The 22,720-nt window shown below is 53.8% G+C and carries 24 protein-coding genes; 14 read left to right on the forward strand and 10 right to left on the reverse strand.

Annotated features, from left to right (window positions below):
* Window positions 1-5: 5 nt before the first annotated feature.
* On the forward strand, window positions 6-1,190 hold the full coding sequence (hemW, locus tag H6F94_RS11520; RefSeq protein WP_190802350.1) for a radical SAM family heme chaperone HemW: 1,185 nt from the start codon (window positions 6-8) through the stop codon (window positions 1,188-1,190).
* On the opposite strand, the gene H6F94_RS11525 is transcribed toward hemW, so the two are convergent.
* The 4 genes from H6F94_RS11525 to H6F94_RS11540 are packed head-to-tail and all read right to left on the reverse strand — an operon-like array spanning window position 1,119 to window position 3,482.
* The gene (locus tag H6F94_RS11525; protein WP_190802351.1) at window positions 1,119-1,751 is read right to left on the reverse strand and encodes a methylated-DNA--[protein]-cysteine S-methyltransferase; all 633 of its coding nucleotides are present in this window, start codon (window positions 1,749-1,751) and stop codon (window positions 1,119-1,121) included. The two genes, hemW and H6F94_RS11525, sit on opposite strands and share 72 nt — an antisense overlap.
* A gap of 32 nt (window positions 1,752-1,783) precedes the next feature.
* A complete protein-coding gene (locus H6F94_RS11530; protein WP_190802352.1) occupies window positions 1,784-2,575 on the reverse strand; it encodes an Rpn family recombination-promoting nuclease/putative transposase in 792 nt (263 codons plus the stop codon).
* Window positions 2,576-2,612: 37 nt separating this feature from the next.
* Window positions 2,613-3,299, reverse strand: coding sequence for a hypothetical protein (locus H6F94_RS11535; protein ID WP_190802353.1), 687 nt, complete (start codon window positions 3,297-3,299; stop codon window positions 2,613-2,615).
* An 18-nt stretch (window positions 3,300-3,317) separates the two neighbouring features.
* Window positions 3,318-3,482: a hypothetical protein gene (locus H6F94_RS11540; RefSeq protein ID WP_190802354.1), complete on the reverse strand. Its 165-nt coding sequence runs from the start codon at window positions 3,480-3,482 to the stop codon at window positions 3,318-3,320.
* Between the two features lie 442 nt (window positions 3,483-3,924).
* Between H6F94_RS11540 and H6F94_RS11545 the strand changes: the two genes are divergently transcribed.
* The gene (locus H6F94_RS11545) at window positions 3,925-4,599 is read left to right on the forward strand and encodes a Uma2 family endonuclease (protein ID WP_190802355.1); all 675 of its coding nucleotides are present in this window, start codon (window positions 3,925-3,927) and stop codon (window positions 4,597-4,599) included.
* A 203-nt stretch (window positions 4,600-4,802) separates the two neighbouring features.
* Here H6F94_RS11545 and H6F94_RS11550 read toward each other — a convergent pair whose 3' ends face one another.
* Window positions 4,803-9,134 (reverse strand): nSTAND1 domain-containing NTPase, encoded by a 4,332-nt coding sequence (locus H6F94_RS11550; protein WP_190802356.1) that lies wholly within the window; start codon window positions 9,132-9,134, stop codon window positions 4,803-4,805.
* 85 nt (window positions 9,135-9,219) lie between these two features.
* On the opposite strand from H6F94_RS11550, the gene H6F94_RS11555 reads away from it, so the two are divergent.
* The 3 genes from H6F94_RS11555 to H6F94_RS11565 all read left to right on the forward strand — a co-directional run bounded on the left by H6F94_RS11555 (window position 9,220) and on the right by H6F94_RS11565 (window position 10,719).
* A complete protein-coding gene (locus H6F94_RS11555; protein WP_190802357.1) occupies window positions 9,220-9,588 on the forward strand; it encodes a CU044_2847 family protein in 369 nt (122 codons plus the stop codon).
* A gap of 247 nt (window positions 9,589-9,835) precedes the next feature.
* The gene (locus H6F94_RS11560; RefSeq protein ID WP_190802358.1) at window positions 9,836-10,039 is read left to right on the forward strand and encodes a type II toxin-antitoxin system HicB family antitoxin; all 204 of its coding nucleotides are present in this window, start codon (window positions 9,836-9,838) and stop codon (window positions 10,037-10,039) included.
* Window positions 10,040-10,146: 107 nt separating this feature from the next.
* On the forward strand, window positions 10,147-10,719 hold the full coding sequence (locus tag H6F94_RS11565; protein WP_190802359.1) for a Uma2 family endonuclease: 573 nt from the start codon (window positions 10,147-10,149) through the stop codon (window positions 10,717-10,719).
* 38 nt (window positions 10,720-10,757) lie between these two features.
* Here the strand turns inward: H6F94_RS11565 and H6F94_RS11570 are convergent, their stop codons facing one another.
* Entirely contained in the window at window positions 10,758-11,222 is a 465-nt protein-coding gene (locus tag H6F94_RS11570; RefSeq protein WP_190802360.1) for a hypothetical protein, read from the reverse strand.
* A gap of 689 nt (window positions 11,223-11,911) precedes the next feature.
* Here H6F94_RS11570 and H6F94_RS11575 point away from each other — a divergent pair.
* The 3 genes from H6F94_RS11575 (at window position 11,912) to H6F94_RS11585 (ending at window position 13,693) form a co-directional block, all read left to right on the forward strand.
* A complete protein-coding gene (locus H6F94_RS11575; protein WP_190802361.1) occupies window positions 11,912-12,259 on the forward strand; it encodes an OB fold domain-containing protein in 348 nt (115 codons plus the stop codon).
* A gap of 127 nt (window positions 12,260-12,386) precedes the next feature.
* Entirely contained in the window at window positions 12,387-12,707 is a 321-nt protein-coding gene (locus H6F94_RS11580) for a hypothetical protein (RefSeq protein ID WP_190802362.1), read from the forward strand.
* A gap of 227 nt (window positions 12,708-12,934) precedes the next feature.
* A complete protein-coding gene (locus H6F94_RS11585; protein ID WP_190802363.1) occupies window positions 12,935-13,693 on the forward strand; it encodes a rhomboid family intramembrane serine protease in 759 nt (252 codons plus the stop codon).
* 36 nt (window positions 13,694-13,729) lie between these two features.
* Here H6F94_RS11585 and H6F94_RS11590 read toward each other — a convergent pair whose 3' ends face one another.
* Complete coding sequence (locus tag H6F94_RS11590; RefSeq protein ID WP_190802364.1) at window positions 13,730-14,584, reverse strand: prohibitin family protein; 855 nt, start codon at window positions 14,582-14,584, stop codon at window positions 13,730-13,732.
* A 142-nt stretch (window positions 14,585-14,726) separates the two neighbouring features.
* On the opposite strand from H6F94_RS11590, the gene H6F94_RS11595 reads away from it, so the two are divergent.
* On the forward strand, window positions 14,727-14,912 hold the full coding sequence (locus H6F94_RS11595) for a PCP reductase family protein (RefSeq protein ID WP_190802365.1): 186 nt from the start codon (window positions 14,727-14,729) through the stop codon (window positions 14,910-14,912).
* A gap of 137 nt (window positions 14,913-15,049) precedes the next feature.
* On the opposite strand, the gene H6F94_RS11600 is transcribed toward H6F94_RS11595, so the two are convergent.
* Window positions 15,050-15,952 (reverse strand): FAD-binding oxidoreductase, encoded by a 903-nt coding sequence (locus H6F94_RS11600; RefSeq protein ID WP_190802366.1) that lies wholly within the window; start codon window positions 15,950-15,952, stop codon window positions 15,050-15,052.
* Window positions 15,953-16,425: 473 nt separating this feature from the next.
* Between H6F94_RS11600 and H6F94_RS11605 the strand changes: the two genes are divergently transcribed.
* From H6F94_RS11605 to H6F94_RS32275, 4 genes are all read left to right on the forward strand, one after another.
* Window positions 16,426-17,442, forward strand: coding sequence for a phosphoribulokinase (locus H6F94_RS11605; RefSeq protein ID WP_190802367.1), 1,017 nt, complete (start codon window positions 16,426-16,428; stop codon window positions 17,440-17,442).
* A gap of 293 nt (window positions 17,443-17,735) precedes the next feature.
* Window positions 17,736-19,064, forward strand: a complete 1,329-nt coding sequence (locus H6F94_RS11610) for a glutamate-5-semialdehyde dehydrogenase (RefSeq protein WP_190802368.1) — start codon at window positions 17,736-17,738, stop codon at window positions 19,062-19,064.
* The gene (rnhA, locus tag H6F94_RS32270; RefSeq protein WP_190802369.1) at window positions 19,057-20,064 is read left to right on the forward strand and encodes a ribonuclease HI; all 1,008 of its coding nucleotides are present in this window, start codon (window positions 19,057-19,059) and stop codon (window positions 20,062-20,064) included. The genes H6F94_RS11610 and rnhA overlap by 8 nt, the downstream gene beginning before the upstream one ends.
* Before the next feature lie 47 nt (window positions 20,065-20,111).
* Window positions 20,112-20,384: a hypothetical protein gene (locus H6F94_RS32275; protein ID WP_190802370.1), complete on the forward strand. Its 273-nt coding sequence runs from the start codon at window positions 20,112-20,114 to the stop codon at window positions 20,382-20,384.
* A gap of 65 nt (window positions 20,385-20,449) precedes the next feature.
* Here the strand turns inward: H6F94_RS32275 and H6F94_RS11625 are convergent, their stop codons facing one another.
* Both H6F94_RS11625 and H6F94_RS11630 read right to left on the reverse strand, forming a co-directional pair.
* Window positions 20,450-21,343: a Cof-type HAD-IIB family hydrolase gene (locus H6F94_RS11625; protein ID WP_190802371.1), complete on the reverse strand. Its 894-nt coding sequence runs from the start codon at window positions 21,341-21,343 to the stop codon at window positions 20,450-20,452.
* 284 nt (window positions 21,344-21,627) lie between these two features.
* Window positions 21,628-21,918: a hypothetical protein gene (locus H6F94_RS11630; protein WP_190802372.1), complete on the reverse strand. Its 291-nt coding sequence runs from the start codon at window positions 21,916-21,918 to the stop codon at window positions 21,628-21,630.
* A 261-nt stretch (window positions 21,919-22,179) separates the two neighbouring features.
* Here H6F94_RS11630 and crcB point away from each other — a divergent pair, with 261 nt between their 5' ends.
* The gene (gene crcB / locus H6F94_RS11635) at window positions 22,180-22,635 is read left to right on the forward strand and encodes a fluoride efflux transporter CrcB (protein WP_190802373.1); all 456 of its coding nucleotides are present in this window, start codon (window positions 22,180-22,182) and stop codon (window positions 22,633-22,635) included.
* The last annotated feature ends 85 nt before the right edge of the window (window positions 22,636-22,720 follow it).

The raw sequence follows: 22,720 nt of genomic DNA on the forward strand, positions 1-22,720 counted from the left end.
AGTCCTTGCAGTCAGAGCGTGAATATTTACCTGAGCTGCTGACTGCTGCTTATTTGCATATTCCTTTTTGTCGGAGGCGCTGTGCCTATTGCGATTTTGCAATCAGTTTGGGCACTGAAGCTTTAATTGAGCGCTATGTCGGGGAGCTATTGCGCGAAATTGCCGCAACCCCAATTCGTTCCCAGCAATTGCAAACTGTATTCTTCGGCGGGGGCACGCCTTCACTGTTGTCAGTGGCGCAGATGGAACGGTTGCTTCAAGCCCTCCATTTGCGCTTTGGCATTGCGGCTGATGCAGAAATTTCGATTGAAGCAAATCCTGGCACAGTCACAGTGGAGACGCTTTCGGGCTATCGTGCCGCAGGCGTTAATCGAGTGAGCCTGGGCGTGCAAGCTTTTCAGCCTGAGTTGCTGAGCCTGTGTGGACGAGACCATACTGTTGCTGAAATCTATGAGGCGGTCGAGGCCCTGGCGCAAGCTGGCATTCCCAACTTCAATCTCGATCTGATCTCGGGATTACCGCAGCAAACCATTAGTCATTGGCAAGACTCACTAGCGGCCCTGATTGCGATTGCGCCGTCCCATGTCTCGATCTACGACCTCACAATTGAGCAAGGCACAGCCTTTGGCCGTCGTTACCAACCCGGTGATCAACCCTTGCCCAGCGATGAAGCCACGGTCGAAATGTATGGTCTGGCGCGGGAGACCCTAGTTGCAGCAGGTTACGAGCACTACGAGATCTCCAACTACGCTCGCCCTGGTTTTCGCTGTCGCCACAATCAGGTGTACTGGCGTAACCAGCCCTACTACGGCCTAGGCATGGCAGCGACCAGCTATGTCGACCGCCGTCGGATCGACCGTCCGCGCAAGTTGCACGACTACTTTGCCTGGGTGGATCAATTGGCGAAAGCACCTGAGGCGTTTTTGGAGAGCTTTGCTACTACTCAGCCACTAGATGAATTAGTAGACACGCTGATCTTGGGGCTGCGTTTGCAGGAGGGTCTGAGTTTGACCAAGCTGCGTGAGCGATTCGGCGCTGAGCAAGTAGGGCAGGTTCTTGCTTGCTTGGAGCGCTACCAGCGCCAGGGTTGGGTTCAGGTGACTGAAGACCGATTGCGCCTAAGCGATCCAGAGGGTTTTCTGTTCTGCAACACTGTGCTGGTGGCCTTGATGCAGCACCTTGGCGCCTAAGATCGGGCTTGAGAGCTTAGCGCTTGAATCTAGAGCAATGCCCTCCAGTGCCAACAAGCGTTGCTTCAGAGCCAAGCCGCCAGCAAAACCCACTAGCCGCCGGTTGCTGCCAATGATGCGGTGGCAGGGAACGAGGATGGGCACAGGATTGGCACCATTAGCTGCACCAACCGCTCTAACGGCCTTGGGCTTGCCAATGGCTGAGGCAATTTGCCCGTAGGTTTGCACTTGGCCGTGGGCCACATTTTGCAAGGCCGTCCACACTTGCAACTGAAAATCTGTGCCGCGCAGGTCAACGGGCAGCGTGAAGGTTTGCAGTTCTCCAGCTAGATAAGCCCTGAGTTGCTCTGCGAGTACTTGTAAACGCGGTTCGTCTTGCAAGGATTTTGCTTGAGGTTGCGCTTGGGGTAGCCAACGCTTGGCCCAAGTTTCGCAAGTTGCGAACGGTTCATCGGGAAAGCTCAGGCGGCTAAGACCCTTTTGGGTGAGAACAGCTCCAAAGGTTCCCCAGTCAGTCTCGATCTGGCCGATGGTAACTGTGTGCTCTTTGTGTTCGCTCATTCGCTCGCCCTCGTTGAACCCGTGAGATAAGGTTACTGCTGCGCTACCCGGCGCACCTGCTCAATTTCTAGGTCCAAGACTTTAGCAATTTCTTCTACAGAGAGCCCACGGGCAAGAAGGGGAGCAATCGTTTCTAGTTTGCCTTCTAGACGGCCTTCTTGCTTGCCTTCCTCTAGGGCCTCCTGATAGACCCTGGTTTGCTTCAAGTCGTTGAGTCCTAGCATGGCTTCAATTTCCTCGCGGCTCAGTCGGGGGAACTTGTAACACACAATTGTTTCAACCAGATCCATTATCTCTCGTTGCAGAACGGCGTCTACAACTTCCTCTCCGGCGCGTTGTAGTAGGCGTCTTGCTTGCTCAGGCGCTTCAGCTTCGGTCTCGACCACAAGTTGCACAATTTGAATTTCAAGAGGCTGGTCTAGAGAATCCTGTAGTTCGTCTAGATAAAGGCACTGCACCTGAGAACTATCGAGCAGCACTTGGTAGGGCGCTACTTCAATAGGTTCAAAACTGCGTTGGGCAAATATCACTACTGCTCGCCAAGCTTTGGTTGGTTCATATAGGCGCAGGTAGAGGAAGACCTCAGCAAAGAGACGGGAATAAAGCGTTGGATCGTTCTGAAACTGAATTTCTACAAAGTAGATGGGGCGAGTGGAAGCTTCCGGCAAAGGTAGAAATACACCGTCGATTCGGAAGGCTGTCTGCTTCAGTTCAACTGAGGCGAACTGGTAGGTGCTCGCCTCGGAAGCGGGTTGATTAATCAGTTCAAAGAAGGTGCTGGGCAGTGCCTGAAACAGGCGATAGAAAATGGAGTCTGTTTTCACCAGTTCGCTTTAGCAGGCTGTGGGAGATTGTATCTACCTAAGCGGATTGTTTGGGCAGTTCTGCTTCTAGGATTGGGGGGTTGTTGCGGTTGGCAAGGGCTTTGAATAGGGCTTGTTGGGCGGGGCTATCGCGGTAGACTTTGCGGGCGATGCCGTTGAGATGGGTGAGTTCGGTGTAGACGGTGCGGGCGGCTTGACGGCGAATTTCGGTGGCGGCTTTGCGTTCGCGTTTGGCTCTTTCTTGTTGCTGGTTGAGTTCGTCGAGGCGGTTGCGTAGGCTTTGGCCCTGGTTGGCGTAGTCTTTGGGCTGACCGAAGGCGGCTAGGGCGGTGGCGTTGCTGCTGGCGATGTCGATCAGGTTAGGGAGGACCTGGATCATTTTGGATTCGTTGCGGGCGGCGGTGCGGAAGCTGCTAACGGGGAAGGGGTTGAAGGCTCCGGAGCCGAAGGCGTATTGGCAGCGGTCACGCAGGAGGTTGCCCCAGAGTTCGGCTTGTTTGAGCAGGTTGTCTTTTTGGGCAGTGAGTCTTTTTTGGGTGGCGAGAAGGGCGTCGTCGGAGGGTAGGGCTTCGTAGGCAGCAACTTTGGTTTGAAATTGGTCGAGCCAGGTGATGGTGAGGCCAAATAGGGCGAGGTCGCCGATGTGTTCGCGGGCAAATTCGAGTTTGATTTTGGCGTCTTCAATGATGGCTTCGGTGGGGATGCTGAGACTGCTAGTTTTCATGGGTTTTACCTCAAGGAGTTAGTCAGGATGGTTGATGTGGGCAGTCAGCAAGGTTGTTGCCAACTGGCGGGATTGGTGCTGAGCTTGGCGGCATTCATACTGAGGCTTTGCATCTATCTCGCTGAGCTTAACGGCATTCGTGCTGAGCTTGGCGGGACTGGTGCTGAGCTTGGCGGCATTCATGCTGAGGCTTTGCATCTATCTTGCTGAGCTTGGCAGGACTGGTGCTGAGTTTCAGAGGAACTGAAACGTGACAAGCCAGTTTAGGTAGCAGCTAAAGAGTAGGAAGTTAACCTGCACATCGCTTATGGACAAGGTTCCCTATTGGCTGAATGAAATAGGGATGGGATGCGCTGTTTTTACAAATTGTTATGACCGAGGATTTACTGAAATCTTGGTTTGTACTGCGGTTTAGGTCTGCATATTTTGGGAGGCTAGCAACTTTAAATTGTGGCAGTCATGGCGGCAGTATTAGCAACAGGATTATGGAGTGGACCAGTGAGTAGCTGTTTGTGAATTCGGGTTGATAGTTTGAGTATTTAGAAGTTAGTGACTTTGTCGGGCTTGTCGGGGTAATTACTGTATCAAGCTATGATGTGAGACAGAGAGCCGCTGAAGGTTTGCGATGTTTAGCTACGACCCTCTGCTCTGTTTGCCTTCTTCTGAAGAACTGCCTGACTCTGACGATGCGCCGGTAGATAACGAGTTACAGGATTTGATGCCGGGTTTGTTGAGAGCGATCCTAGCTTGGTTATGGAAAGACCGCTGGGACTGGTTCTTTGGCATTGATATGGGGGTTTACTACCATCCAGACCAACCGGCGATTGTGCCTGATGGTTTTTTGAGTTTGGGCGTTGAACGTTTTGTCGATGAAGAGTTACGCCTGAGCTACGTTTTGTGGGAGGAAAAACAGGTTCCCATTTTTGTATTGGAGGTTATTTCTAAGAAGTATCGGGGCGAGTACAGCTCGAAGAAGCAACTGTATTCGGAGATGGGGGTTTTGTATTATGCGGTTTATTCTTCGCGGCGACGTAAGAAGCCACCGCTAGAGGTGTATCGGTTGGTTGAGGGGGAATATCGGTTGCTATCGGGCAACCCGGTTTGGTTGCCTGAGCTTGGCTTGGGTCTTGGACGGGAGCGGGGAACGTATCAGGGGATGGCGCGGGAGTGGCTGTATTGGTATGACGAGGGGGGAAGCCGGTTCCCTACGATGGAAGAACGAGCAGATAAGGCTGAACAGGAGCTTGAGGCTTTACGGGTTCGGTTGCGGCAAAGGGGGATTGATCCAGATACGCTCTGACTGGCTGCTGTAATACCAACTCACTTTTTAATCGCTACACATTGACCCCTCCCAACCTCCCCTTGGCAAGGGGAGGTGCCGTAGGCGGTGGGGTTTTGATTCGTCGCTCTCATTTAGAGAATTGGTATAACAGGTTCTCTCGCTATTCCTGCCTTCTCTACAATCCTTGCTTTACTTAAACCCTTGCCGGAACTGCTGCGTGCTTATTGCTTAACTGCTGCATCTTCTTGGTCCCAAACGTATTTCTGGCAGACGGCACAGGCGGCTTTGGCGGCTTCGGTGGTGGGTTGTCTGAAGGTGCGGTAGTCACGTAGACGGTTGCAGCAGACTTTGAGCCATGACTGCCAATTGCCGCGCCACAAGCGAATGGTCTTGTCTTCACTGCCACTGACAATCGTTTGGCCATCCGGACTGAACGACACGGACCCGACATAGCCCCTATGCCCCTGGAAGGGTTGACCAATTGCATTCCCCCGCACATCCCACAGCCGAATCGTCTTGTCTCTACTGCCACTGACAATCGTTTGGCCATCCGGACTGAACGACACGGAACTGACATAGCCCTCATGCCCCTCGAAGGGTTGACCAATCGCATTCCCCCGCACATCCCACAGCCGAATCGTCTTGTCTCTACTGCCACTGGCTATCGTTTGGCCATCCGGACTGAACGACACGGACCAGACATCGGCCTCATGCCCCTGGAAGGGTTGACCGATCGCATTCCCCCGCACATCCCACAGCCGAATCGTCTTGTCTTCACTGCCACTGACTATCGTTTGGCCATCCGGACTGAACGACACGGACCAGACATCGGCCTCATGCCCCTCGAAGGGTTGACCAATCGCATTCCCCCGCACATCCCACAGCCGAATCGTCCCGTCAGTACTGCCACTGACTATCCTTTGACCATCCGGACTGAAGGCCACGCACATGACCCAGTCCTCATGCCCTTCGAAGGGTTGACAAATCACATTGCCCCTCAAGTCCCACAACCGAATCGTCTTGTCTTCACTGCCACTGACTATCCTTTGGCCATCCGGACTGAAGGCCACGGAACTGACATAGCCCTCATGCCCCTCGAAGGGTTGACCGATCGCATTCCCCCGCACATCCCACAGCCGAATCGTCTTGTCTTCACTGCCACTGGCTATCGTTTGGCCATCCGGACTGAACGACACGGACCAGACATCGGCCTCATGCCCCTCGAAGGGTTGACCAATCGCATTCCCCCGCACATCCCACAGCCGAATCGTCTTGTCATCACTGCCGCTGACTATTGCTTGGCCATCCGGACTGAAGGCCACGGAACTGACATAGCCCTCATGCCCCTCAAAGGGTTGACCAATCGCATTCCCCCTCAAGTCCCACAGCCGAATCGTCTTGTCATAACCGCCACTGACTATCGTTTGGCCATCCGGACTGAACGACACGGACCAGACATAGCCCTCATGCCCCTTGAAGGGTTGACCAATCGCATTCCCCCTCAAGTCCCACAGCCGAATCGTCCCGTCAGTACTGCCACTGACTATCGTTTGGCCATCCGGACTGAAGGCCACGGAACTGACATAGCCCTCATGCCCCTCAAAGGGTTGACCAATCGCATTCCCCCGCACATCCCATAGCCGAATCGTCCCGTCAGTACTGCCACTGACGATCGTTTGGCCATCCGGACTGAAGGCCACGGAACTGACATAGCCCTCATGCCCCTCAAAGGGTTGACCAATCGCATTCCCCCACACATCCCACAGCCGAATCGTCCCGTCATAACAGCCACTGACTATTGCTTGGCCATCCGGACTGAACGACACGGAACTGACAGTAGCCTGATGCCCCTTGAAGGGTTGACCAATCGCATTCCCCCACACATCCCACAGCCGAATCGTCCCGTCAGTACTGCCACTGACTATTGCTTGGCCATCCGGACTGAACGACACGGACCCGACAGTAGCCTGATGCCCCTTGAAGGGTTGACCAATCGCATTCCCCCGCACATCCCACAGCCGAATCGTCCCGTCACCACTGCCACTGACGATCGTTTGGCCATCCGGACTGAACGACACGGACCAGACATCAGCCTCATGCCCCTGGAAAGTATCAGGTACACGAGCAGTGGTCATGGCGCGATTGAGGCTGCTCTGCACTGAGGCTAGAAGCTGATTGGGTGACTTTTCCAGATTTTCGCCCAGCGTTTGCAGCGCTAGTTCTAAGCCAGTCCGCGCCTGGACTAGCACGAGATATAACGCTCTCGCTGCTTGCTCTTGTAGTCTGGCTACGGTAAGTGCCCGTTGCAGTTCAGCAATGCGGTCTTGCTCATGGGTATCGCTGCACTGGTAGAACAGCTCATCTTCTTCTGGCGACTGCAAATAAGGTTTCAGGTCTGCCCAATGCTCTCGCACCTCTGCCAGCAAACCGCCCATCATCAGGTTCCGCTGCTTCTGTTCCGCCAGCAACTTATCGTTCTGATGATCTTCCTCCCAGTCCTGACGAGCCGCTTCTAGCCGCTGTCTCAACCGCCGCAACTCTCGGCTTTCTTGGCACCACGCATCCAGCCGTTGCCACCCCTTAATTAATGCCTCATGCGCTAGATCAATGACTTGGTTATCTCTGGCCTCTTGAGGTAAATCAGCAACCGCCTTAGCTTTACGCTCGCTCTCACCGATCACCAAGAGTCGCCCCTGCAATAGGGTGTCGAGCACTCGATTGATTGCTGTGCAGGCTTCTGGATTGGTGCCAGCCAGGTTAGACAAATGAGATCTCGGCTGTCGCTGTCGCGTATCTCTTTCACCTTCGCTTGTGCGCACCAGCCGCAGAAAGATACCTCGGATCCAATCCTTTTCTTGCTGCTCCCGCTCTTGCTTGGGAGACTTCTCAATGCGATTGCTTTGCAGATTAAGGTAATCGCTATAGAGAAAGATGTTGTCAGCGTGGTGATTCAGCGCTCCAGCTAAGCGACCAATATCGCGATAAGCATCTAGTGCTAACTGACGGGTCTGCCGGTCGCGCTGCTCCCACAATTCCGTTAAAGCAAACTGCAACAGCGGTAAGAAACCTGGCTCCTCTCGCGTATCTTTGAGAATCTCACCTAATAAATCACTCTTCAACTCATAGCCCTGTTTCTGAGCAGGCTTCACAATCGCCTCAATTAAATCTGCTTCTGCCAAAGGCGGCATATAAACAGCTTGAGACTGGAGCAAACGAGTCAGCGATTCATGTTGCAGGCAGGGTTCTAGAAAATCAGCCCGCATGGTGATCACCACCGCTAAGCGCGAGGCTGGAATCCCCGCAACTTGAGTTACCAACTGAATGAAGCGCCGACAATCATCGGCATCAGTGCAGACCGTAAACACTTCCTCAAACTGATCCACCACCAGCAAAAACTTGCCCGTTCCTGGCAAGCGTTCAATTAGCCCCTGCAACCCCTCTTGGGCATTGCGAATCACTGACCCAAGCTGCTGGATTTGCTCTGGGGCGTCCTGAAACGCTTGCTTAAAGGCAACACGCAACTCAGTTAGTGGCTCATCTCCTGGCTTAATCGGGTCCAAAACTGTCCACCCAGCCGCCTCCAACCAGGGCACCAGCCCCGCCCGCACTACCGAAGACTTGCCACTCCCCGAAGCCCCAATCACCGCAACGAAGCGACCCCGATCCAGCTTTTGCCAGATCTCCTCAACAACCTTCTTACGCCCAAAGAAGAACTGCGCCTGCTCCTTCTCAAACGGCTCTAGCCCCCGGTAAGGCACCACGCTTTCATCAATCTCATCTGTCACTGGCAGCGCTTTTGGATAAGTGACGATGGTAATTAAGCGCCCGATTCCCATCTGGAACGGTTCCTGCCCCGTGCCCTGCAAGCGCTGGTAAACAACTTCAAATAGACGATTGCCACTCACTTGTCCTGTGTCAGGATAAGCATTGTCTTGCGAGAGCCCCTGAAGCACTGCGCCTGTAAACACACCGTGTTCAGCATCTTCATAGGCCACTTGCCCTGCTCGGCAAGCTGTGATCAAGTAGTAATCGCGCTTCTCGACAAAGGCCGACAGACTAGGTTCTACTAAATTGCGATTCAGTTCCAGGTCTGCTTCTAATAAGGCCCCTGCATGGCAACAGTCCAACAGCACAACTAAGTTACTGAGATTGGCCTGACGCACTAATTCGTTGAGGTCATCATCTAAGGAAATGGCATTCCGTCCGTCCACAGTGCAGTCCGAAGTTGCTAGAAAGCCTCGCTGCTTCCCGGCTCTGCTAGCAATCCGAAAGCCATGCCCCGCAAAGTAGATCAACGCCTCCTGGTTGGCAGCCTGCTCTAGAAACTCTTTGAGCACCTTGAACAACTCATCGCCTGTGACGCGCTTAGGCGCAACTTCGTAGCGATTCTCGGCTGCTAGCCAGCGTCGAGGCAGACGCCGGACCTCATAGAAGTCTCCGTGCTGCTCTAGGAGGCGTGCCACGGCCTCGGCATCTCTCACCGCTTTGTTCAGAGTTGGCAAGCGACTGCTGTCATACTCCGCAATGCCGATCACCAGTGCATATCGAGCCATGCCAACCAGTCCAAGCGGGAACACTTGCGCGGATTGTAACTGGCACAGGCTATCGTCGTCATGTTGCAGATTTGCCAGAACCCCAATGTCCGAAGTCCAGCGCTTGCTCTACACCGACGAAGACGGCAAAGAGTACGAGATTTTTATTGAATCCAAAACAACCTCCGAGCTACCAGAATTGGAAGCCCCCGAGGATGAACGAGGCTCTCGCGAGATTCGCACAGATGCAGTCGTTAAGATGCGCCAAGCCCGCGACATGATCCGAGGCTATGCTTCCTACGCGCTTGGTGCCTTCAAAGATTTTGGGACAGCTCAAGTTGAAGAAGTCACGCTCAAATTTGGCTTAAAAATTGGCGGCAAAGCTGGCATTCCCTTCATCACCGAGGGCACTGCCGAAAGCAATCTAGAAATTGAAGTCAAATGTAAATTTCCAGATAAAAACGGGCTCACTTAAAAGTAAGAACAAGCATAGATGAAGTTCTGACCCAGAGACAGCCTGGAACCTTTGACAGGAGCAACTGCGCCAATACAATGACGAGCGGAGCGCAGCCCAGCCTACGTCCCTGACCTACCAGGGAGGAGCCTCTACGGGCTAATCCTAAAACATGACTGAAAACACTGCTGAGAGAATGTAGAGCTTTAAGTCAAATGCAAATTCCCAGATTAGGGCTCAGCTCACTTCAAAGTAAGGAGAGGCAAAAATGGAATGGCATATTGCTCTTGAGCCTGAACCAGAAATCAACAATTGGGCTGTTTGGACTCCAGAGTTGCGTGGATACGCCTCAGCGGAACGCACAGAACCAAAAGCACTGGAAAATAACCGCGAAGCAATCGAATTTTATCTTCAGTCTGATCTAATTCAATTCTCTTCTGAAGCAATTAGCCGAGAGATCATCCTAGACTGAGCAGATATACCTGACGAATAATGCAATTGCCCAAGCTCGAACTCTCTAATAGCACAGAAGCCTGAACAGCTATTATTGAGAGCACTGGCGCAGAAAGTGACACCGGCATGGCCAGCACAACTGAACGCTTGCTGACCTTTGAAGAATATCTTGCCTATGACGATGGCACCGACCAACGATATGAGTTGGTGGGCGGCAGGTTGGAACCGACGAACTTATCGACAGTTCGACATTTCCTAATTGCGAAGTTTCTCGAAAGTGTTTTAGAGGCAGAAGCCAGACGATTGGGTTTGCCTTGGGTCTGTTTGCGTGAGGCAGGCGTTAGGACAGGTCGCAATCGCTCTCGATTGAGTGACCTCTGTGTTGTCACCATTGAGCAGGCCAGAGAACTGCTTGATCAGTCAGCAGTGTTTCAAACCCCACCCCTACTCGCAATAGAAGTGGTTAGCCCCGATTCAATTAAGCGTGACTACCGATACAAACGCACAGAATACGCAGCGCTAGACATCCCTGAGTATTGGATTGTGGATCCCTTGGAAGCAAAAGTTTCTGTCTTGCTGCTAGAAGAAGGCCTGTATGAGGATTCTGTCTTTATTGGAGAGCAGAAACTTATCTCGCAAACCTTTCCTGACCTGACAATCACTGTCGAGCAGGTATTAGCAGCAGGGGAGATTGCTTAGGGTTTAGAGTTTGCTGAAAAGGCTAGAGAAAGCGATCTTTAAGCGCAGGCTCTTAGCTGCCATTGAGGAATATCAACGGCGACTTTATCTTCCCAGAGGCGTCTCATTAACTTGCCACCGTATCTTTGCTCTCGTAGTCTGCGGGAGTCGCTTTGCAGAAAGACGGTCTCCTCATATTCACCAGTGGTCATCACCAGCCGCTTAGCTGCGAACAGTTGGTAGTTGAAGACAGAAGGCGGTGTGTCTTCCCAGATACTCTTGTCTGTAAACACGGCATTGGGGTGACTGGCATCTGCAATCCAGGCCATGTGTCCTGCTTCGGCTTTCTTGTTGTAAGTCCAACTCATGCTGATACCGAACTCAGGTTCACTCAGATGATGAGCTTCACTAATCGGCAACAACTCTGGATTGTCTAGCCAACGGAGTTGCAGAGTTAATAGGGGCGAAGTCCAGGTTCCCATCGAGCGGCACCAGAACTCATACAGTTCTTGATGATTAAGCATGGTTTTTTACCTCCCAATAAAAGCAGCTGTTTTGTACTCTTAACTTCTCCCTACGAGCTACGCGCGTCTATATCGTAAGTAGGATTGTCCTTGCAGAATTATGCTTGGAGCAATCGCTTACCGCTCTCGCAAGTCCAATGGCAATGTTGGCTCTGCGCATCTGGACTTGCCCTAATCCTGTTTTAACCAAGCCAAGCAGGGCCAGCATCACCCATTGGGGTACTTTTAGCAGAGTTTTTTAAATACTGTTGCCTAAACAACTAAAGCTCTGATAACCTTGCATCCAGCGTTTAACAGGAGGCTTCAGGCAACGAGAGATTAAGTAACACAGACATAAAAACTTAGCGCCACTCAAAGGCTATAGCAACCTCTGAGTGACTGACCCCCCAACTGGTATTCGCCCAGTCAGGCGGCTAACGGGTGATTTTAACACCCACATTAGCCACCCCGACTTGCTACGGCAAATGAACCGGGGTGGCTAAACCTTAAGACGGTTTATCGGTGCGGGCAGGACAACTCTGCCCCTAGCCGAGGCCGTATGGAAGGCCCCCCTAACCCCCCAATCCTGGGGGGAACTGGAACTGATTTTTGTCACGAAATTAAACCCTAAACCGCTCTCTTTCTCCCCCCAGAATTGGGGGGCCGGGGGGGCCTGAAACACGCAATTTCTCCTTCACAACTGCATCCCCATGCGCCATCTTTTTGCTGTGATTGATCCCCAAAAGCTTCAGATCTCGCCGCAAGATCTCGCCCGCTTCTTAGGCATTCCTCAGAGTTGGATTCTGCGCTTTGAGCAATGGGCGCATGTGCTGTTTGTGCATCGCCGGGATCGCGGGGGTCAATTCATTAGCTATCGCCAACTGCTGCATTGGCTCAAAGCCTGCATCCAAGCCATCCACCACTGCAGTACCGTCCAAGCCCTGCAAGAACTCGGCCAACTGCTCAAAGCCGACATCCAACGCTGCGCCTACGCCCCAGACAGCATCGCCTACCTGCGCCAACTCTGGCGGCAACACCAAGCCAACCTGAGTCCCTAATCCCAGCTTTTAATCGGACCCCTCCCAACCTCCCCTTGCCAAGGGCAGGAGCCGTAGGCGGTGGGGTTCTGATTGCTAGCGCTCATTCAAAGAATCAGTACAACTCCTAAACCCCCCCTAAACCCTTATGAACCCCTCCCCACTCCGCCTGCAACTCTGGGATCACATCACGCGCGAACTCACCCTCTCGCCACCGTCCAAGCTGATCCTGCTAGTCATCGCTAACTACACCGACCCCCGCTCACTCAAGGCCAGTGTCCCCATCTCCCTGCTCGTGCTCAAATGCGGCCTCAAAGAACCCGAGATCAGCCGCCTGCTCATCCCTCTAGAAGCAGGGCATTGGATCGAGCGTCTGCGAGTCCTCACCGATGCCGGTCGCTGCGTTACTCTGCACAACTTGTCTGCCGCGCTCATTCAAAGAGCACTCCAAAACAGCACTTCAATCTAGACCCTAAAAGGCAGCTCGTTGACCCCTCCCAACCTCCCCTTGCTAAGGGGACGAGCCGTAGGCGGTGGGGTTCTGAGTGCTAGCTCTCAATTTCTAGATTGCCTAGGAACTGGCCCAGGAACCTGATGTATAACCAAACACTGACAAATTACAGCCTGCGGCAGGTTGCTCAAGCAGGGAGAGTCCCTCTAGCGTTGAGTATAAAAGCCAGCATACGAGTTGCCCTCATGGTCCCCCTTCGCGATAACATCCCCACCCGGCAGACTCCTGTGGTCAACCGCTTGATCATTGGCATCAACGTCTTGCTGTTTCTCTACGAAATGACCTTGCAATTTCAGGGACAGCTCGACGCCTTCCTGGGCACCTTTGCGATCATTCCAGCCCGAGAAGTACAAGCCTTTCAAGCCCTGGTGTCAGGCAACTTGCTAGCCGTTGTACCGCTAGCGATTCCGATTCTGAGCGCCATGTTCTTGCATGGAGGACTCGCCCATATCTTCGGCAACATGCTGTTTTTGTGGGTATTTGGGGACAACGTCGAAGATCTGATGGGGCACGGTCGCTACATCGTGTTCTATCTACTCTGCGGCGCGCTTGCCAGCGTCGCGCAAATTGTCATCGACCCTAGTTCCACCGTGCCCAACATCGGGGCTAGTGGTGCAATTGCCGGAGTGTTAGGGGCCTATCTGCTGAGCTATCCCAAAGCCAAAGTTGAGGCCGTGCTGCCTTTGGGCTTCATCTTCTTGCCCTTCACCGTGCCTGCAATCTTCTTCCTGGTCTGGTGGTTCTTCCAGCAAGCGCTCTATAGCGTGGGCAGCCTGGGCATGAATACCGGTGCTGACCAGGGTGGGGTCGCTTACTGGGCACACACAGGCGGCTTTGTTGCCGGGTTCGTCTTGGTGAAGTTCTTCGCCCAGCGACAACCCCCCAACGCCGTCTACAAATCTGGTTCCAATGTCAAGGACCGCGAAACCACCTTCCGTCGCTAGTCCAGCCGCCACTCCAGCCGCTATCTCACTCAATCCCTATTGCTGAGCCCCCGAGCCCAGAAACTCTTTCTGACTCGTGATCACAGCACGAGTATTGGGAGCTAGCTTGCGCGCATACTCCAACCGGATCACCTCGGGGCTAGAACGCAAGGCTTCCCCCTGAAGTCGAATTGCCTCAGCTTCGCCCTCAGCCACAATTACTGTGCGCTGCTTCTCTAACTCAGCTCGCTCTACCAGAAAGCGCTCGCGTTCCTTCTGCTGCTCAGCGATCTGCTTCTGCTCAATCGCATTTTGGAACTGCGGCGAAAACTGCACATTGCGCAGCAGCACATCCTGCAAAACCAGATTGTTGTCAGCCAAAATCTGCTTTAGGCCGTTTTTGATGTTGGCCTGAATCTCACGGCGTTCGCCCGAGTAAACCTCAATGGCGCGGTGTAGGGCCAGTTCATTGCGCACCACAGCACGAATCTCAGGCCGCAGCACCTTGTCGATATAGCTGGGGCCAACCTTAGCGTGCAGCTGCGACACGCTGTCGGGATCGACGTAGAAGCGAACCGACAGATCCATCGAGATCTGCTGACCATCTGAGCTAAGGACCCGCAAGGCATCATCGCCGCCCAGATTGCCTTCGCGCTGCTTGGCCGACATCGTGTAAGTTTGCGAACGCACATCATATGGAATGGGCGATTGCACCAAAGGCAGCAGCAGGTGCAGCCCCTCACCTCTGGCTTTAGCCTCCAAACCACTGAAGGTGTTGAACACCACCGCTCGATAACCTGGCGGCACCACCAGCACGCACTGGGAGAACACCGTGGAGAGCAACAGCAGCACCCCCGCTGCGGTGATCAACAGCGATTGGGGAAAGGCATAACGGGGCTTAGCAGATTTCACAAGCAAACAGCCAAAGGTACAGCAGCCAAAGAAGCCCCTCAATTATCCCCTAACCGCGAGAAAGACCATTTGCCGCCCTAGCCATGTCTGCCACAAAAGCTGGATGATAGGTCCACGCGCTCAAACACAGGTTTGGCATCTCATGGTTGACTATTCTGCTGCTGACGAACTGAGCTGGACCGCTGACGCAAGAATCAAGCTCAAAAATATTCCCTTCTTTGTCCGTGCCCAAGCCCGACAACGCATTGAGCAACTGACCCGCGAAGCAGGCTCCGATACCGTAACGGTGGAAATTGTGGAACAGGCCCGCCTCGAATTTGGCCAATAAAGTTCGGCCAATAGCCCCTCAGACAAACTCACTCAAAACTTGCCCCCTTAAACAAACCCCTTCAAACAAACAGAGACCGCCTAGGGCGGTCTCTGTCTGAGTAGTTAAGGTCTGAGTAGTCAAGCTTGAGTAGAGACCTAGTAAGTCTCGACGTGCCAGCGATCAGCCTTCTTGAGATCCTTTTGGAAGTCGGACCATTCCACACCAGCCTTGCTGCACACACTGGTCATCGCTTCGTCGATGCCATCCTCCATGCCGCGCAGACCGCAGATGTAGGTGTAGGTGTTGTCTTTTTGCAGCAGGCCCCACAGCTCTTCTTTGTATTGAGCCATGCGGTTCTGGATGTACATCTTCTTGCCATCGTCGGTCTTTTGCTCCCGAGAGATAGCGTAATCCAGGCGGAAGTTGCTGTGCTGGTATTGCAAGCGCTCCAGTTCTTCTTTGTAGAGCAGAGTGTCTGTGGTCGGTACACCAAAGAACAGCCAGGCATTGCCCTGGAACTGGTAGTCTTCGTGCTGCTCCTTGAACATGCGCCACAGAAAGGCGCGGAACGGAGCGATGCCTGTGCCCGTGGCGATCATGATGATCGTGGCCTTGGGGTCGGAGGGGGGCAGGAAGGTGGTGCCTACGGGACCCGTGATTTGCACCGCATCACCGTGCTGAAGATTGCACAGGAAGTTGGAGCAAACGCCATAGACCATTTCTCCACTTTCGGGATTCTTGTACTCTAGGCGCTTGACGCTCAGAGAGATGGTCTTGTCGTCACCGTCATCGCCGTGGCGAGTCGAAGCAATCGAATAAAGACGGAGCTTGTGGGGTTTACCCTTGGCATCGGTGCCAGGGGGAACAATACCGATACTCTGACCCTCTAGGTAGCGCAGGTCGCCGCCGGAGATGTCAAACTTCAGGTGGCGAGTGTCGCCAGGGGCATGCTCACCCACGATCTTCTGGTTGAGCAGGCACCGTCCAACGAAGGGGGCGTTGGGACGATAAATATTTACGGGAATATCGCTTTTAGACTTCTCTTTCGCCTGAGCCATTAGATTCGTCGCTATTGGGTTGCGGTTATCGGAGCCCACTTATGCTAGCAAGCACATCTATGGGAAACTGTCAATCACGATGCGGTTCACGGATTGTAATCAACAGTACCACAAGTATAGAACGGGAGTTTCGCGCCGTCTCGCTCTTTAGAACCGTCCTTAGATGTGTCCTTTAGATCCCTCCTTTAGCTTGCGTCGGTCGCCGAATTTGTCAACGGAGCCTTGAAGGGGACTAAGGCTTCTGGTAGTATTTACGGTAACAATTAGTATTAAATACCTAGCTGTAGCTGTATGCTCAGGGGATAGGTATAGCTGGTCCTAAGACAGAGGTCCGGCTACTAAGGCTACTAAATAGCGATTCGATGAGTGGATTCACTCGAAGAGCATCCCCAGACTGGGGAAACAGCTTCTGACCCTGGCACGGTCAGCTAGTCACACAGAACATGGTAAACGCACAGTCGAGGGAAAAGTTTATGACCACTAAGCCGGACCGCGTAGTGTTGATCGGAGTCGCAGGGGACTCTGGCTGCGGTAAATCCACTTTCCTGCGCCGCCTGACCGACCTGTTCGGCGAGGAATTCATGACCGTGATTTGCCTCGACGACTACCATAGCCTCGACCGTAAGCAGCGCAAGGAAACAGGCATTACCGCCCTCAACCCCAAAGCTAACAACTTTGATCTGATGTATGAGCAGATCAAGGCGCTGAAGGAAGGCACTGCCATTGACAAACCAATCTACAACCACGAAACCGGTCTGCTCGATCCTCCAGAGCGGGTTGAGCCCAACCGTGTTGTGGTTATCGAAGGTTTGCACCCCCTCTACGACGAGCGCGTTCGTTCGCTGCTAGACTTCAGCGTTTACCTGGATCTGAGCGATGAAGTGAAGGTCGCCTGGAAGATCCAACGGGACATGGCCGAGCGGGGTCACTCCATGGAAGATGTCATGCAGGCGATCAATGCCCGGAAGCCGGACTTTGATGCCTATATTGACCCCCAGAAGCAACATGCGGATGTGGTCATCCAAATCCTGCCCACCGAGTTGATCAAGAACGACACTGAGCGCAGAGTGCTTAAGGTTCGCCTGATTCAGCGCGACGGCATTGAAGGCTTTGAACCGGCTTACCTGTTCGATGAGGGCTCCACCATTCACTGGACCCCCTGCGGACGCAAGCTCACTTGCTCCTACCCTGGCATCAAGATGTTCTATGGCCCAGATGTCTATCATGGCCAGAGCGTCTCGGTGCTCGAAGTTGATGGTCAGTTCGACAAGCTGGAAGAAGTGATCTACCTGGAGAACCACCTCAGCAACCTCTCCACCAAGCACTACGGCGAAATGACTCAACTGCTGCTCAAGCACCCCGGTTACCCCGGTTCCAACAACGGCACTGGCCTGTTCCAGGTCATTGTTGGCTTGAAGATGCGCGCGACCTACGAGCGCCTGATCGCTCCCGCCGAAGCTACCTCGCAACTCACGTCCGCCCGCGCTTAATTGCTTAATGGCATTGAGCCGTGACCCATGAGTTACGACCAATCTGAAATGATAAGGGTGGACCGAAGGGTCTGCCCTTTATCGTTTGTTCTTGTTCGTTTGCTTGGCCTCGTTTGTTCTGGTTCGTTTGTTTTGGCTCGTTTGCTGGGTTTAGCTTGTTTTGGCTAGCTTATTTTGGCTGGCGGGTTCTCACTGTAGCTTCAGGTCTTAACTATTCGGTCACCCTGCTGCTTAGAGAAATCCAGCACAGAAATACGCCACAATAGATCCTCTAAAATCCTCGCGCTCAGATTATGACGCTCTCAACCCCTGCCTCCCGTTCTCTACTGGAGACTGCTCGCTCGGTTCGGTCTGCCGCTTCCGATTTGAGCACGTTGCCTATAGAGAGCCGCAACCAGGCTTTAGACCGCATTGCCCAGGCACTAGAGGCATCAGCCGATGCGATTCTGGCGGCTAATGCTGCTGACCTCAAAGCCGCAACCCCTTTGGTGGAGAGCGGTGAGATGAGCCGGGCGCTCTACGGACGGTTGAAGCTGGATCCTGGCAAGCTAGCGGGGATGATTGCTGGGGTGCGAGATGTGACCAAGCTGGCGGACCCTATAGGGCAAGTGCAGATCCACCGCGAACTAGACACCGGACTGGTGCTCAAGCGGCTGACCGTGCCGCTAGGCGTGGTGGGCGTAATCTTTGAAGCCAGACCGGATGCCGTGACTCAGATTGCAGCGCTAGCAATTAAATCCGGCAATGGCCTGCTGCTCAAGGGCGGCAAAGAAGCAGTGCGCTCTTGCGAAGCGATTGTGCAAGTGATTCATCAGGCTCTGGCTGAGTCGCAGGTGCCGGCTGCCGCTGTGCAGTTATTAACCACCCGCGAAGAGATTCAAACCCTGCTGAGCCTGGATCAATATGTGGACTTGATTATTCCTCGCGGCTCCAATGCTTTTGTGCGTTACATCCAGAACAATACGCACATTCCGGTGCTGGGCCATGCTGAAGGTCTGTGCCATCTCTATATAGATGCGCAAGCCAATGTGCAGCAGGCGGTCGAAATTACCGTCGATGCCAAAGTGCAGTACCCGGCAGCCTGTAATGCCATCGAAACGTTGCTCGTGCATCGGGGCATTGCGCCTGCCTTCTTAGCGCCTGCGGTTGCAGCCTTGCAAGCCCAGAACGTAGAAGTGCGAGGTTGCGAACAAAGCCGTGCCCTGGTTCCTACGCTACTACCAGCAACTGAAGCAGACTGGGCAACTGAATACTCCGATTTGATTCTGGCGGTGAAGGTGGTGGATTCGCTAGACGAGGCGATGGAGCATATCAACACCTACGGCTCGCGCCACACCGAAGCGATTGTCACGGAAGACAGCACAGCAGCCCAAACGTTCCTGGCCCGAATCGATGCGGCGGGAGTATTCCACAATTGCTCGACCCGCTTTGCTGATGGTTTCCGTTATGGCTTTGGTGCTGAAGTCGGCATCAGCACCCAGAAATTGCCACCTCGCGGTCCGGTGGGCTTGGAAGGGCTGGTCACTTACCGCTACCAACTGATAGGACAGGGCCACACCGTTGCTCCCTATACTGGCGGCACTCCCCGCCCGTTCACTCACCGAGACCTACCCCTTGAATAATCTCGACTGTATTCATCTCACGGGCGTTCGCGGCTACGGCCATATTGGCGCTTTGCCTGAGGAGCAGGCTTTGGGGCAGTGGTTCCAGGTCGATGCCAGCCTCTGGTTGGATGTGAGCCGCCCTGGTGAAACTGACGCCCTTGATGATGCTCTCGACTATCGCTACGCAGTCGCAGCCATCCAGGACACCATCGCCACAGCTCGGTTCGCTCTGCTGGAAAAACTCGCCACCGTGCTGGCCCAAAAGCTGCTGGCCGAGTCACGGGTGCAGCAGGTGCGGGTCAAAGTCACCAAGCTCAACACGCCGATTCCAGGCTTTGCTGGCGAAATTGCCGTGGAGATTGTGCGCGGACGAGACCCCCTTCCCCAGTCTCTCCCCGGCACGGAGAGGGGAGCCGAAGCGAGCCCTGTCGTCACAAGTCCTGTGGCTAAGGGCAAAGACACTAAGCGTCAGGAGCCAGACCAGCAGGACTTTAACCCCCCCCCTTCCCTTGCAGGGAAGGGGGCCGGGGGAGATCCCAGCGCCAAAATCGTCAAGGCCATGTATACCGATGGCGCTTGCTCTGGCAATCCCGGGCCGGGCGGCTGGGGAGTAGTGGTGTATTTCCAGGACGGCAGCAGCCACGAGCTAGGCGGTGCAGCAGCCAACACGACTAACAACCGCATGGAGATGCAAGCGGCCATTGCGGCGCTGGAGTTCTTTCAGGCCCATCCTCAGACCGAGCGGATCACCCTCTACACCGACAGCGAGTATCTGAGGAACGGCATTACCAAGTGGATTTCTGGCTGGAAAAAGCGCGGCTGGAAGACAGCAGACGGTAAGCCGGTAAAAAACGAAGACCTCTGGCGGCAGCTAGATTTTCTATACACGCCCAGTGTGGTGAATTGGCAGTATGTGCGGGGGCATGCGGGCGACGTGGGCAACGAACGAGCGGATGCCATTGCGGCAGCGTTCGCTCAGCAGCGCTCACCGAAACTTACGCAAGTCATCGCCTCCTGACGGGCTAAAATCCGGAAGAGCGCTCATTCTGTAAGCCAGGTTACAACATGACCGATATCCCCTTGCCGCCTCCGGAGTCGGACAGGCCAGATGAGCTGCGCATTCAGCGCCTTCAGGCTCTGGCGCACAATTTACAACTAGCTGACGAAATTGCCTCTCAGGGTTACCTGATCACCAGCTCTGAGTTGGCCGACCTCATGGATGTGAACCCCAGCGCCGTCACCAGCCGGGGCGACCAATGGACTTGGCGCAACTGGGTAGTGACCCGTGTGCGCCGCGAGGGCAATCAACTGCTCTGGCAACTGGAGCGTACTGCCTAGTCCTTAATTTGGAGCTAGTCCCTATCCGGTACCACCGATTCAAGTCTGGCCTGGGTCTGAAAGCGCTAGAGCACAAACGACTCGATCGCCGCCGCTACCCCATCTTCCTCAACTCCCGGTGCAACCCAGTCCGCAAACGCCTGAACTTCTAGCGGTGCTTCGCCCATAGCGACGCCGATACCCGCGTATTGCAGCATCTCGACATCGTTAAAGTTGTCGCCAATCGCCATCACCTGATCGGCGCGCAAACCCAGTACGTCTTCGGCCAGCGCTTTGACGGCAGTCCCTTTGTTCACCAGAGGATTGGCTGCTTCAAAGAAGGTGGCCACCGACTTGGTGAGGTAGAGTTCGGCGGGGGTATAGCGCTGTTGCAATGCCGAGAGTAGTTCGCTGATCAGGGGAACGTTGTCGCTGAGGGCGAGAACTTTGGTCGGTTCGGTTTTGAGGTCTTGAGTTAGAGCCCGGCGCAGATCGCCCACGATGATCGGCGTAACGCCTGAGCGCTCAGCATAAAGGGCACTGGCCGGGGTTAGCTCGCGAATGTAGAGCTGATCGTTGATGTAGAGATGGACCGACAGCTCAGCTCTAAATGGGGAAGCATCGAAGTGATCGAGCAACGCTAGAGTTCGCTCCATTGGTACGGTCCAGTGGCGATAAATTTTGTTGGTGACTGGATCTTGGATCAAAGCTCCCTGGTAGGCCATCAGGGGCAAATCACAGTTCAGCTCACGGTGGAAGCGAACTGCCGAGTGGTACATCCGACCAGTGGCAATGGCAACAAGTACACCTTTAGCTTGAGCTGCTTGGACCGCTTGTTTGACCGGCTCTCGAATCTGGTTAGAAACACCAGCGATCGTGCCATCAATATCGAGGACCAAGAGGCGAATATCAGAGGTCGGAGGCTCCTCGACCGCTAGTTGGGGAAGCAGCGAGTAGCCTTCTGGAGAAGTCAGGGTCATGGCAAATTGCTGGATGGTCCATCCCCTAGAGTCTAAAAGATTCCAACACCGGTAGATGACCAATAAAAACCGCTCCAAAGCGGAGCGGAGTCCGTAAGCATAGCACTGAACTAATCACCTACACTAGCGCTCCTTTTACAGCACTAACCGTTCATAGCGAACCGAAATCTAAGCTGGAGCAGCTAACTCCTCCTTTGGTAATAGAGGTTGGCGCTAGCTTTCACCTCAGCTCTGAGTTATCAAATTTGAATTACCAAATTTGAATTACCAAATTTGAATCAAGTTCAGGGAGGGCTGGATTTGAAGAGAATGCTAAAGCCAGCCGTCTCAATGCTCAAGCTGAAATCCAAATGCTGGAACGGGAGAACTGGCCCCAGGCGCAGCTCTCGGCTGAACTCGATCAACCGCGTCATCAGCCGCGTTAAATTAACGCCTCGGATCAAAATACTACTAACCGCTTGATCGTCCTCAATGCTGCTGATTCGGTTTGCACCAAATTCGCCATCGAGGTCTGCTAGCAGGTGAGCAAGAACGGCATCATCACCCGTGATCGTGATCAACTCATCAGTTGCCATGCCTTGCATCATACGGCAAATAGACCAGCAAACAGGCCAGCAAACAGAAAGGCTAAGCCTTGGTTAGGCCCTGCCAGGCTGCTCTATTGGCATTCTCTGACAATTGCCCCCAGGATTGGCAGGACAGGTGCAGGGCAGGTACAAGACACTGCCCTACAGCAGCCATCATTTTGGTACTTAGCAACCCTGGTTCTGAGCCCGTGGGTCTGCGGAGTAGAACAAAATTGGCAGCAAAACTCACCAGCAAAGTCAGGAGTGCAGATGGGCTTTAGTCGATGGATTCAGCTATTAACCGTCGTGCCAAGTCTGGTACCAGCAGTTCTAATCCAGCCCCCAATTCGCAACCTGCTTGCTGTTAGCTTGGGTGCCATTGGCGGAGCCCTGAGCCGCTACTATCTCGGTCTATGGTTTACCAAACATTTTGGTCTTGCCTTTCCCTACGGCACCTTCGTAATCAATCTCAGCGGCTGTCTGCTCATGGGCTTTTTTTCCACATTGTCTGTAGAGCGAGCTGCGCTGGTTTCACCCGAAGTTCGCTTGTTAATCGCAGTCGGATTTTTGGGCTCTTACACGACTTTTTCAACCTACGGTTTAGACACAGCTAACCTCATACGCAGCAGCAGTTGGAGTGTGACCTTGTTCTATTGGGCAGGTAGTGCAATTTTAGGCGTGCTCAGTCTCGAACTAGGTCGCCTGCTAGCCGGAAAGTTGCTCTAGTAATCTCACCCTCTCAAACTGAATTTAAGCTGAATTATGCAGTGCAAGTTAGAACCTGCTAAGCCGATTTTTGCCCGTTTCAGCT

The organism is Leptolyngbya sp. FACHB-261, from assembly GCF_014696065.1.
Classification (GTDB): Bacteria; Cyanobacteriota; Cyanobacteriia; order FACHB-261; family FACHB-261; genus FACHB-261.